Origin of the sequence: Allofrancisella heilbronnii (assembly GCF_000710735.2) — a bacterium.
GTDB lineage: Bacteria > Pseudomonadota > Gammaproteobacteria > Francisellales > Francisellaceae > Francisella > Francisella frigidaquae.
This window is the reverse complement of sequence record NZ_CP144673.1, coordinates 257,080-269,869: the sequence shown is the minus strand read 5'-3', so window position 1 is coordinate 269,869 and position 12,790 is coordinate 257,080. Positions and strand designations below refer to the sequence as shown.

Below are 12,790 nucleotides of genomic sequence, written 5' to 3'. Positions count from 1 at the left end.
TTATGATTACTATTAATGTTTTTGATAACAATACAATTGATCAAATAAAAGGTTTAAATTTACGGTTTGATTTTTCAATTTGCAAAGAAGACAAATATCTTTTTTACGAAAATGGCTTTTTAAAGTTATACAATAAAAATAAAGAACTTTATATAGACTTTAGCAATAATGATATTTTAAATAGAATAACCCCTCAAGCTAAAAAGTGTAGTGTGATACAAGCTGTAGAAGGTAGAAACAAATCCAAATTACATATACTTGACACTACAGCTGGTCTTGGTAGAGATTTTTTTACACTTGCTGCTAGAGGGCATAGAATCACTGCTATCGAAAAAGATCCTTATATATTTTTACTACTTAGCGACTCTATAAAAAGAGCAAAAGATATACCAACTTTAGGACTTATTACAAAAAACATCACATTAATTCATAATGATAGCTGTGATTACATATCAACTACTAATGAGTTTTTTGATTGTATATATATAGATCCTATGTTTCCACCACGTAAAAAAAGTGCTAAGGTAAAACTAGATATGCAATCCCTTCACGAATTATTACAAAATAATGAAAATAGCAATAAATCACTTTTTGATAATGCTTACTCGAGTGCAAAAGCTAAAAAGATTGTTGTTAAAAGACCTATTAATGGCTCTTTTTTATCTGATAGAAAGCCAACATCTCAATTAAAAGGAAAGACTAATCGTTTTGATATTTATTGCTTGTGACGTTCTAAATACTTCTCTTTACACGTGTATAAACACTAACTAATAGAATACCTGCTACAAACAAGAATACTGCCGAGAACCAATAGTAAATAGTGAAATCTCTAATATACTGTGGTGGAGCTTTTGAAGCTACTAGTGCCGAATTTGCATAGTATAGAGCATAACTTATAAAAACTGCCGCAACAATTATTAGCCCTTGGGAAATTCTGTATACTAGTAAAGCTCCACCCAAAACAAACAACATATAGCAAAAATACTCAAAACCAAATAAAAACTCATAAGATAAAATAGCTGGGTTTATAAAAGCATAAACTAACCAAACCCATATCATAATCATAATCGCACTAGTTAATAAAGCTAAAAATAGTCTATTTACTTGTAACTTTGTATAGCTTGGTTCTAAAATCCAGACTATTGCTGCCAAAAAAGTTACACATAGTTGCATTGACAAATATGCAAATGACAGAAGCATACTATATTTACCATATAGGAAAAGCTTAATTATTAAAGCGAGAACCACCGCTAACCAAGCAAATCTGTTTTTCCTATAAAGTAGCAATGCAAATATAAGAAAGCAAAAATTACCAATACTGTCGTATATAATATCATTTAAAGTGACCATTCTAATCTTTAGATTATTTACTATTTTAAATATTATCTCATAATTTAAGTCTATAGTTTAATTTTAAGCTTTTGCTTACGCTATATTTTAGCTATACTTGGCATATAACTACTATTTTTTGAATATTATCAACTAGAGATGCATAATTTAAATAAGATATTGATGAGTTTCATAATCATTGCCCTAACTAATATACTAGCTCAAGCAGAAACTGAAGTTTACTCATGGAGAGCTGAAAATGGAAACCTTGTTTTTTCTGAAACTAAACCACCTGAAGATGTTGAATATAAAATCATAAATGTAGGCAGCCCTACAGTTGTTGATACAAAATCACCCGAGGAGCCTGAAAGTAGCGAGGTCGTTAAGATTAAACAAGGCGATATACAAAAATTAGATGACTCACAACTTGCTAAAAAGAATAAACAAGCTCTTAAAGAGAATCAAAGTGATTTAGATATACAAGTAACATCACCAGGTAATGACGCAAATATATTTACAAAAGAAGAATACATACCTATAAAAACGACTCCAGCTCTTACAGCTAATGATAAACCTTTGTTTACAATTAATGGTAACGTTATAGCAGCAAGTTTTGAAGACGAAACTTGGCAAATTCCTAGACCTGCTCCAGGAAAAAATGAACTTATTATATCTGGCCATACAGCTGATGGCAAAAACATCAACCAAGCTAATATTTCTGTTTTCTATATCAAAAATGGTTGGTTACAGCAATCTAAAAATACGGGAAACTTACAAACAAACAGTAAATCATAAAAATTAAATTAAATTATTTCAATTTATTCCCACCTAACATCTATAAATTTATCTTGGTTTTTTTCTTTTAAATGTTTCAAGTTAGGGCATTTAATCGTATGTACTACAACTCCTTTGGATACACTCATGTACCCTTCGATTCTATCGGGATATATAGGTTGACAACATCTTGCAAACTCATATTTCATGCCGTCAAAACCTGAAACTAGAACTTTCATAAACTCTGGCTTCTGTAAAGGGCTTTTTTTAGTTTGCTGCCTTTTTATTAGCTTCTCTTGGGCAGAGTAAGTATCAATTATGTAGTTAACTATACTTTTTATACGTACACTACCATTTTCAATAGCTGCAAATAAACTATCTGCCATCTGCATATTAAATTTATTAGCAACCTCACTGAAATCTACTTCTTTAAGGTCGTAACCTTTTAGCTCCTTTAAAAGCCTATCTCTACCAAGGGCTACGTTATCTTCTTTGTTTTGCTCATTAAACCACTTTACAACTCTTGATCTATTTCGGGCTGAAGTTAAGTATCCTAAATTTTCAGACGCCCAATCTTTACTAGGATTTGGTTCTTTTTGAGTTAGTATCTCTACTTGATCTCCTGTAGTGAGCTTAGTAGTTAAAGGTACAATTTTACCATTTAACTTAGCTCCTTTTGTACGATGTCCCACCATAGTGTGTACAGAGTATGCAAAATCTAACACTGTTGAGTCTTCTGCCAGATCAATAAGCTCATTAGCTGGAGTAAATACATAGAGTCGTTTGGTTAATTCTTTAGACACCTTACTATAGTCATTAATTTCTTTCTCCCACTCAAGAAGGGATCTAAGCCAAGCAACTCTTGCCTCATAAGAAGCATCAAACTTAACACCTTCTTTATAACGCCAGTGTGCTGCAAATCCAAGCTCAGACTCCTCGTGCATTTTATGAGTTCTAATTTGTATTTCAAGGTTTTGACCATGGGCTTTAACAACAGTATGTATAGATTTATATCCATTAGACTTCGGGCTTGCTATATAGTCACTAAACTCTTGCGGTATAGGGCAATATAGATTATTCACTTCTGCTAAAACTTTATAACATTCATCAACGTTATTTGCTACAACCCTAATCGCTGTAATATCAAAAAGTTCCTCTATATCTTTATAGTTTTTGTTTTTTAGCTTTTTATATATGCTGTATATATGTTTAACTCTACCTTGTACACCAGCATGTAAGTTATACTTTTTTAATATAGCTTTTAACTCTTCTATAACCTTATGTAAAAACTCCTCTCTCTGCTTACGAGTAGCTCCTAGACTTTCAGCAATCTTTTTATACTGTTGACGCTCTAGAAAAAAGAATGCTCTATCTTCTAATTCCCACTTTATAGCACTCAAGCCTAATCGATTTGCTAATGGTGCATATATATCTAATGTTTCTCTAGCTATAACTTGCTGGGTTTTATGGTTTAAAGATTTTAAATGCCTAATAGTACACAATTTATCAACTATCTTTACTAAAACTATTCTGACATCTTCTATAATAGTCAAAAGCATCTTTCTAAATGTATCTATTTGCTCAAGAGATATACTATCTGAACGATACATCCTAATAGCAGACATCTTACGTGTGCCTTGTAATATTTTTAATACAGTATGGTTACAGGTCTCTACTATTTCTTCATCGCTAACATCACCAAAATTGTATAACTCATAAAGAATACCAGCAGCAACCGAATCTTCATCTGCCCGGATTTTAAAAAGTATATAAGCAATCTCTATAGCATATAAAAATGAACTAATACCTGTTGGATGGCGTACTGAGTCCGCACTTTTTATTTTTAATAATTCCAATGATGAACTTATAAGCTCAAACTTATCATCAGAATAAAAGCTTTTTAATTCTGCAATCAAAGCTTGATCATTTATCTGACCATCACTATCAAGCAATTTCGAATCAATAACTTGCATAAATATCCACTCTTTATAAAAAAGTACAAAGTTAATCTATAAGCCGGGTTCTGTAATAAGCAGCCATTTATCTAGGCTTGCTGTCACCAACAAGCTCAAGCGACCTACCCTGCTACAGTGCGAGCAACACTATTGTAGCACTATTTGGTCTTGCTTTAGATGGGGTTTACAATGCCATTGAGTGTTACCACCAATGCGGTGTGCTCTTACCACACCTTTTCACCCTTACCTTTTAACAAGGCGGTATATTTTCTGTTGCACTTTCCGTAGGCTCACACCTCCCAGATGTTATCTGGCATCTTGCTCTATAAAGCCCGGACTTTCCTCATCTAACCGCTAAAGCTATATTATATAAGTCTATTAGCTATATTTAATAGCCACATTATAATAATAAAACTCTTTTCGTGGTCAGACGCGACTGCCCGATCAACTTTGTAACCTTTAACCTTGCCTAAGCTTAGCTAATTCAATCATGGTATTAGATTTTACAGAATTATACTCTTCCTGCAAAGTAACTATCTTAGCATTATAAGCCTTTTTTATTTTTATAAGTTCAGTTCCAAGCTCCATTCTATCGTTATTTAGCTTTTCCCTATAATCATTATACTGTTCTTGTAGCTGAATTCTATCGTATCTAACAGCCTGAATAAGCTTAAACAACTCTACTATATCCTTTGGATATTCATTTAGCTTATTAATACTAAAGCCTTCTTCGGCTTTATAATTGCAATCATCAGGTTGATCTATCATATCAAAACTTGGTTTCTTCATGAGCATGTATAATGACTTAAATTTAATAAAAACTATATGTATGCCAATCTATCAAAAGCTACTAATAATTGCAATGCAATAGTAGCTATTCCAGATAGTAATATCATAACAAGGTACAGTTTACTTAGCAAGTGGTTTCTGGATTCTCTATTTCTAAGTATCCAAACCATAATAGCTGGCTGAATAATCAGCAAGAAAGCCACAAAAATACTTGCATAACCTAAAGCAGCTATAAAACTATTAACAAAGTATATTGCAAAAATTAGAGGAGGAACTAACGTTATGATCACAGCTAAGAGTTTTTGTAATTTTTTCGAAGTATCTAACTTATATAAATCCTTATTAAAAGAAAACAATGCCAGTGCAACCCCTAAGAATGAAGTTATAGTAGCAAAATTCTCAAAAAGCTGAATAAATAACAATGGTTTAGTTTGTCCTAATCCTTTATATGCTTGTGTTAGTGTTTGAGCTTTACTGCTTAAATCAATAAAGCCATTAGTACCATATAAATTAACTGTACCTAAGGTAGTAATAACCCAAACTATATATACCAACAAAGGTGTTAAAGCACCTATTGCTACTGTTTTTTTGAATACTTTATCATTACCAAAGTAGTTCCGAATAGAAGGAATAACTATATGAAAACCAAAAGATGTAACTAATATTGGAATAGCAAACCAGGCGTACTCAATGCCCAAAGTTTTGTTTTCTAACAAAGAACTTTTGATTTCAGGAGCAACAAAGGCTACAAATAGTACAAATGCTAGGATTTTCAAACTCAAAAACAACTCATTAACTCTAAAAACTACTCGTATACCCTTGAATATAAAAAAACCAAATACCACACAGAATACGAACTTTGCAACGTTACTATCAGTTATTCCACATAAGCTAAATACATAAGTTTGAAAAAGTTGTCCTCCCATAAATATATAAGCTGTAAGTAGAGAATATAACAATAATAAATAAAACAGAAAATTTAATGTTCTACCAAACTTTCCTAGTAGGTTGTAACTAATAGAATCCATATCTGTACCTAAAGGCTGCGAAGTATTAGCCTCAACCATAAGCATAGCTGTAGCAAACATGATAATCCAAACTAAAAACAGCAACACTATAGCATACTTAAAACCAACAGCTGCCACAGCAAATGGTATACCAAGCATTCCTGCGCCAACTGCTGTACCAGCTATTATAGCTATTGCGCCTAACTGTTTTACGATAGAAACTTCTTTCATGATTATCCCAAACGCTATCCAAACGTCAAATTATAACAACAAATAACTAATGTCTCTAATGAAATCCAGCTATAAAACTTGATTTACAAGTTAAAACCTAACATAATCAAACCAAGTGTAAATATAAATAAGTAACAAATTAAACTAAAATACGTCTCAAGTAACTCTACCGTTTTTGCCTTTGAGCCAGTTTTGCAACGTTTTTTGGTAAAGTAAAATGATGAAAAATATACGTTTCAACTATAGTTAGTGACGCTTTTATACTTACCAGTTATTTCAAAAGCAAACAATAAAAAGATGCTGACAAAGCGCTAATTTCTAGGATCAAAATCCATTTTTTCTTTCATTTGTCGATAAAACTCTTTTTTATCTTCAGTATCTGCTAAAGGTAATTTAACATCGTATACTATATAAAAATCTCCGCCAGCAAGACCTTTGCCCTTTATACGCATTTTACGCCCAGATTGTGTACCTTCTGGTACCTTCATCCTTTTTTTACCAAAAGGCGTATCTATCTCTAAAGTTGTTCCAAGAGCTGCTTCCCATGGTGCTACACTAACATGCTCATAGACATCATTGTCATCAATTTCATAATTTTTATGCGCAACCACTTCTATCTTTATATATAAATCACCACTAGGAGCATTTATACCTTTTCCTTTAGCACCTTTTTCTTTTAATCTAAGCTTTTTGCCATTTCCTATAGCTTCAGGGATATTTACCTCTACAGTTTTGTGTTGCATAGTTGGCATTCCTTGAGCCCCAGCCTCTTGATAACTATAAGACACTGTTCGCTTACCACCTTTAATAGCCTCTTCAACACTCAAGCGTAAAGATACTGTCATATCCTCACCTTTTACTGCTTTTGTTTGACCTCCACCAAAACCTCTTGAACCGCCACTTGCTCCGTTAAATAGATCTCCAAAAATATCACCTAGATCCTCAAAGTTAAAACTTTGTGAACTTGAACTTGCTCCAGAAAATCCGCTAAAACCGCCTCGACCTCCAAAACCACCTTGTTGTACTTTGTCCCAATTCTCACCATAATTATCATACAGAGTTCTCTTTTCTTTATCTTTAAGGACTTCATATGCTTTTTGAATTTCTTTGAATTTTTCTTCAGCTCCAGCCTCTTTGTTTACATCTGGATGATATTTTTTAGCTAACCTTCTATATGCTTTTTTTAAATCTGCTTCAGAGCAATCTCTACTTACACCCAATAATGAATAATAATCTGTCATTTAGCTTAAAACTCCCAACTGTCATTTATTCTACGTATCTAATTATCTTATTCTAACAAAGTTATATATAAAAATGTTATACATATAGTCATTTCTATGTATATTTTATCTATAATCCAACTATGCCATCCTACAGCTGCGAAGTATTACTACAGGCTCAGCAACTGCAAAGTAAAAGCACTCAGCTACAACATGCTTTAACTAATTATAGACTCTTATATTTAATAATTGATCGCACATATTTAACTTTATCTCACTAGAGATAAGGACGTTTTTGCTAAAAACAAGGAATATTGATTAAAGGCTAAATTTCAACATACGTTAAAGGCAAGCGAATAACAAGTATGTTCCCATATTGGGACTGTTGCATGCTGGAATTAGATGGGTGGTAACAAGGCAAAAATATTCAAAAAAGCGCAGTTTACATGTAGTAAATGAGCATTTTGAGAATGTTTTTAACACAGTTAGAAACATATAATTTTAGTTTGCAACAGTACCATATTTTACACACAGCAATTTTTCATTTAATATATCTCTTAATTAACATCACTATCATCCAACTAAAACCTCTATGAACTTTATATCTAGCGGTAGTAAAACAAATAAATTTTACGTACAAAAAATAAGTACACCTATTGGTTTGATTCTTGCTGTAGCAGATAACAATTATCTCTATTCACTATCCTTTATAGATAACTCAAAGAGAGACTGCTTAGAGGAGACATTAAAATATCTCCATGAAAAAGCGTTGTTAAAATCAAATAGTATTCTAGATAGGGCAAAAAAAGAACTAGATGAATATTTTAAAGGCCAACTAAAAAGTTTCAGTATACCATTAAAATTAATTGGTACTGACTTTCAAAAACAAGCCTGGCAAGAATTACTAAAAATCCCGTATGGTAAAACTATCAGTTATCTGGAACAAGCTCAAAATATTGGTAAAGCTAAAGCATATCGTGCTGTAGCAAATGCTAATGGAAAAAATCCTATATCTATAATAGTCCCTTGCCATAGAGTTATAAATGCTAATGGAAAATTAGGTGGGTACACCGGAGGGATAGAGAAAAAGATTTTTTTACTTAATTGTGAAAATAACACGCCTTAAAATCTTTAGATAATACGTTTCCTATGCAACCATATCCAAACTAAAGGTATAGCTATAATTATCATGTCTGCTATTACTAAAATTAACGTGTATTGAAAAACATTACTTACCCGAGAAAAAGCAGGTGGAAATAACCCTAATATAAAGCCTAGTATACACATCACTATCGCAACTACTGACATTGCTATAAGTAACCAATTTGTATTTCGTTTGCCAACGTAAAATACCCTATAAATATCTGGCCTAATAAACCTAAGCCTGATAGCAGAGATAAATACCATAATCCACATAACTACAGTAAACTGCGATGTAATAGCCACCAGCAGAGCAAATGCTGCGTATACCGAAGGCATAATTAAAAAAGTTAAAGATAAAACCATAACAATAAGTACCTGAATCATTAACATATTAACTGGCATACCAAATCTATTTTTTCCTGACATAATTTTTGGGAAAAATTTTTGCTCTGCTGCTGTTTGCATACCTCTAGCTGGACCTAAAATCCAGGTACTAAGAGCTGCTAACATTCCTACTGTTATCAACACTACTATTATTGGTTTAGCAAATGCTAAACCAATAATATTTAACACTTGTGATATCCCTTGTATTAAACCATTTAATACATTTACGTCTTTTACAGGAATAATAATTGTTAAAGATATTGTGGCTAAAATAGTTAAAGATACTATAATTACAACTGCTATTAATATTGACCTAGGAATATTTTTTTCAGGGTTATTGATATTAGTCATATGAAAAGCAACCGACTGTATACCTGAGTAAGAAGAGAATGTCTTGACTAATAATGCATATGTACTTAAAGAAAAAATAGGTAATACCTCATTAAAGCCATGATACTCTAAATTGCTTTGTCCTGTTGCTAGAAAATATATCGCTCCAGCTATTAGCAAAATTCCAGGCACAATCATACCAAAAATAGCCCCGGTTATATTTAAGATAATAACTCTTTTAAATGGTAAACAATTAAACAAACTGATAACTATAAACACCGCTGCCATAGCTAGCCAAAAGAAAAAACTAGTCTGTGTATTTTCAGCAAACCCACGAAACCCTATGTAAGAAAAAGTAGCTATCAATGCAGTAACTGAACTAGGGAAGCCAACCACATTATTAAACCATTCCAACCACATAGCTAATACACCTGCCTTCTCACCAAGGCCTGCTTTAACCCAACTAAAGACACCGCCGTTATTGTGCGTAATCATGCTACTAAGCTCAGCACATATAAGCGCTGTTGGTAGCAAAAATGTAATAGCCGCTATTAGATAAAAGAAAATGCTTTGAAGTCCTATAGTTGCCATATAAGCAATAGAACTTAAATTTATTATTGCAGAAATATTTAACATGGTAAGTGATAATGTTGAAATCTTTCTATTTAACTGCTGCATACCAATCCCTAAATAAAATACTCTTTAACTTCTGATCCTAGATTATAATGATTATGTAATATCAACTATTTTGCAAAGATATTTTAAACGATAAATTGGTAACCTTTCATTTCTAATACTTAAAAATTTATTATAAAATGATACCAATTAACTCAACTTAGTTGTAGACTAGTTTGGTTTAAACAAAAAATACTAAAATGAGGTACAAAATTAAAAATATGTACCTTACGAAATGCTAAACAATAAGGAGAAGCATACATGCAAGCACAAGAACATATCGAAAAGATTATAGCTGAAGTTGAAAAGAAAGACTCTCATGAAAAAGAATTTATTCAAGCAGTAAAGGAAGTTCTTCATACTTTAAAACCAGCTTTGGAAAAAAATCCTAAATATATAGAAGAAAATATACTAGGTAGAATAGTAGAGCCAGAAAGAGGAATTTCTTTTAGAGTGCCTTGGGTCGATAGAAATGGTAATGTACAAGTAAATAGAGGTTATAGATACCAGTTTAACGGTGCTATTGGACCTTACAAAGGTGGTATTAGATTCCATCCAAGCGTTTACTCTGGAATTATTAAATTCTTAGGCTTTGAACAAATTTTTAAAAATAGTCTTACTACTTTACCTCTAGGTGGTGGTAAAGGTGGTGCTGACTTTGATCCTAAGGGTAAAACAGATGCTGAAATTATGAATTTCTGTCAAAGCTTTATGACTGAATTACAAAGACATATTGGCCCTGATATTGACGTTCCAGCTGGTGATATTGGAGTTGGTGGAAAAGAAATTGGCTACATGTATGGTCAGTATAGAAGAATCCGTGGAGCTTTTGAAAATGGTGTTTTAACTGGTAAATCTTTAGAGTCTGGTGGAAGCTTAATCCGTCCAGAAGCTACAGGATATGGTGCTGTTTTCTTCTTAGATGAAATGCTAAAGCACGATGGTGCATCACTAAAAGGCAAAACTGTTGTTGTATCTGGTTATGGTAATGTATCTTGGGGTGTATGTAAAAAACTTGATCAACTTGGTGCTAAAGCTGTTACAATCTCAGGTTCAAAAGGTTTTGTACACGATCCAGCTGGTATCATCGGTAATGAGAAGATCGAGTTTTTATTAAAAATTCGTGAAGGTAAAGCTAGCATGCAAGATTACGCTGATAAGTTTGGCGCTACTTTCCATGCTGGTCAAAAGCCTTGGGGAATTAATGCTGATATTGCTATCCCATGTGCCACTCAAAATGAAATCGATGTTGCAGATGCTGAAAAGCTTATCCAATCAGGTGTTAAATATATAGTTGAAGCTTCTAACATGCCTACAACAAATGAGGCGATAGAATTCCTAATGAGTAAAGGAGTAATTCTAGCTCCTGGTAAAGCTGCTAACGCTGGTGGTGTTGCTACTTCGGGTCTAGAAATGTGCCAAAACTCTGCAAGAATTGCTTGGACAGCTGAAGAAGTAGAAACTAAACTACAGCAGATTATGGCTAATATTTTTAACGCTTGTAGAATAGCGAGTGAAAAATACGGTCTTGGTTATAATCTAGTTGCTGGTGCTAACTTAGCAGGATTTGAAAAAATAGCTGAAGCTATGATTCAACAAGGCAGATATTAATTTCTCACTCTTTTATACATTTCTTTTTCTAAAAAAATTTCAAACAACTGGTATACTTACTAAATTTATTAAGAGTATATATTTTTATTTTTCTGATGTTAACACAACACAACAGTCACTACGATGTAATCATAATAGGCGCTGGAGCTGCTGGACTTATGTGTGCTATAGAAGCAGGCAAAAGACAACGTAAAGTTTTAGTTATAGATCATGCTAACAAAGTTGGCAAAAAGATTTTAATGTCTGGTGGTGGACGTTGTAATTTCACAAACTACAATGTTGCTCCTGATAGATATTTATCTGATAACCAACATTTTATGAAATCTGCTCTTAGCCGTTATACACAGTGGGATTTTATTGGTTTAGTCAGTGATTATAATATTCCCTACCATGAAAAAACTTTAGGGCAACTTTTTTGTGATAATAAAGCTAAAGATATCGTAAATATGCTTCTAGCTGAATGTGATAAATATAATGTCAAGATAAAACTAGAAACTAAAATTAATAAAATTTACAAACAACAAATCTGTTTTAATGTGATAACAGAAACTTTGGATTATAGTTGTGAGTCACTAGTTATAGCAACTGGAGGTCTTTCAATACCAACTATGGGAGCTACTGGATTTGGTTATAAAATAGCAAAACAATTTGGACTAAAAGTAAACTCCCAAAGAGCTGGGCTTGTGCCTTTTATTTTTAGTAAAGAAGATCAACAAAAGTTTGCTGAGTTAAAAGGCATCTCAATTTTCTGTAATGTCTCTAATGCTAAAGCTAGCTTTGATGAAAATATTTTATTTACTCATAAAGGTTTAAGTGGACCAGCCATTTTGCAGATATCTTCTTATTGGAATACTGGCGAAGCTATAAATATAAATTTATCGCCTAAGATTAGTATTCAAGATTTCTTAGTAGAGAAAAAACAATCTGGTCTTAAAAGCATACTTAAAAATACTCTAACTGAATTATTGCCAAAAAATTTTGTGACTACTTTTCTTGACGAAGAATTTTTGTCTAAAAGAATATGTGACCTATCCAATGAAGAAATAAACCAGGCAGCCTCTAAGCTACACAACTGGGTTATTTACCCACAGACTACCGAAGGCTACCGTACCGCAGAAGTAACTCTAGGTGGTATAAACTGTGATGAGCTTTCCTCTAAAACTCTTGAATCTAAGAAAGTTAAAAACCTGTATTTTATAGGTGAAGTTGTTGATATAACTGGTTGGCTTGGAGGCTATAATTTCCAGTGGGCTTGGTCTTCTGGTTGGGTTACTGGACAAGTTGTATAATTTTTTACTCTAAGCTATAATAAAATTTAACTCACCTAAATATGTTACTAATC

Annotated in this window: 11 protein-coding genes and 1 other RNA gene; 5 read left to right on the top strand and 7 right to left on the bottom strand. The window is 32.6% G+C overall.

Going from position 1 to position 12,790, the window contains the following annotated elements; genetic code table 11:
- Positions 1-11: 11 nt before the first annotated feature.
- The gene (locus tag FRA_RS01230) at positions 12-728 is read left to right on the top strand and encodes a class I SAM-dependent methyltransferase (protein ID WP_035721091.1); all 717 of its coding nucleotides are present in this window, start codon (positions 12-14) and stop codon (positions 726-728) included.
- Between the two features lie 4 nt (positions 729-732).
- On the opposite strand, the gene FRA_RS01225 is transcribed toward FRA_RS01230, so the two are convergent.
- Entirely contained in the window at positions 733-1,350 is a 618-nt protein-coding gene (locus tag FRA_RS01225; protein WP_035721038.1) for a hypothetical protein, read from the bottom strand.
- A 162-nt stretch (positions 1,351-1,512) separates the two neighbouring features.
- On the opposite strand from FRA_RS01225, the gene FRA_RS01220 reads away from it, so the two are divergent.
- Positions 1,513-2,124: a DUF4124 domain-containing protein gene (locus tag FRA_RS01220; RefSeq protein WP_321174133.1), complete on the top strand. Its 612-nt coding sequence runs from the start codon at positions 1,513-1,515 to the stop codon at positions 2,122-2,124.
- A gap of 23 nt (positions 2,125-2,147) precedes the next feature.
- Here FRA_RS01220 and FRA_RS01215 read toward each other — a convergent pair whose 3' ends face one another.
- From FRA_RS01215 to FRA_RS01195, 5 genes are all read right to left on the bottom strand, one after another.
- Positions 2,148-4,076 (bottom strand): RelA/SpoT family protein, encoded by a 1,929-nt coding sequence (locus tag FRA_RS01215; RefSeq protein WP_035721034.1) that lies wholly within the window; start codon positions 4,074-4,076, stop codon positions 2,148-2,150.
- A 23-nt stretch (positions 4,077-4,099) separates the two neighbouring features.
- Positions 4,100-4,510, bottom strand: an RNA gene (rnpB, locus tag FRA_RS01210) — RNase P RNA component class A.
- 7 nt (positions 4,511-4,517) lie between these two features.
- Complete coding sequence (locus FRA_RS01205) at positions 4,518-4,847, bottom strand: hypothetical protein (protein ID WP_035721089.1); 330 nt, start codon at positions 4,845-4,847, stop codon at positions 4,518-4,520.
- A 32-nt stretch (positions 4,848-4,879) separates the two neighbouring features.
- A complete protein-coding gene (locus tag FRA_RS01200; protein ID WP_035721032.1) occupies positions 4,880-6,085 on the bottom strand; it encodes an amino acid permease in 1,206 nt (401 codons plus the stop codon).
- A gap of 311 nt (positions 6,086-6,396) precedes the next feature.
- Positions 6,397-7,326 carry a DnaJ C-terminal domain-containing protein gene (locus tag FRA_RS01195; RefSeq protein WP_035721030.1) on the bottom strand — a complete coding sequence of 310 codons (930 nt, stop codon included), beginning with the start codon at positions 7,324-7,326 and terminating at the stop codon, positions 6,397-6,399.
- Between the two features lie 571 nt (positions 7,327-7,897).
- On the opposite strand from FRA_RS01195, the gene FRA_RS01190 reads away from it, so the two are divergent.
- Positions 7,898-8,431, top strand: coding sequence for a methylated-DNA--[protein]-cysteine S-methyltransferase (locus tag FRA_RS01190; RefSeq protein ID WP_035721027.1), 534 nt, complete (start codon positions 7,898-7,900; stop codon positions 8,429-8,431).
- A gap of 5 nt (positions 8,432-8,436) precedes the next feature.
- Here FRA_RS01190 and FRA_RS01185 read toward each other — a convergent pair whose 3' ends face one another.
- Positions 8,437-9,840: an APC family permease gene (locus FRA_RS01185; protein WP_035721023.1), complete on the bottom strand. Its 1,404-nt coding sequence runs from the start codon at positions 9,838-9,840 to the stop codon at positions 8,437-8,439.
- 258 nt (positions 9,841-10,098) lie between these two features.
- On the opposite strand from FRA_RS01185, the gene gdhA reads away from it, so the two are divergent.
- Together gdhA and FRA_RS01175 are read left to right on the top strand one after the other, a co-directional pair.
- A complete protein-coding gene (gene gdhA / locus FRA_RS01180) occupies positions 10,099-11,448 on the top strand; it encodes an NADP-specific glutamate dehydrogenase (protein ID WP_035721021.1) in 1,350 nt (449 codons plus the stop codon).
- A gap of 95 nt (positions 11,449-11,543) precedes the next feature.
- Positions 11,544-12,737 (top strand): BaiN/RdsA family NAD(P)/FAD-dependent oxidoreductase, encoded by a 1,194-nt coding sequence (locus tag FRA_RS01175; protein ID WP_035721020.1) that lies wholly within the window; start codon positions 11,544-11,546, stop codon positions 12,735-12,737.
- The last annotated feature ends 53 nt before the right edge of the window (positions 12,738-12,790 follow it).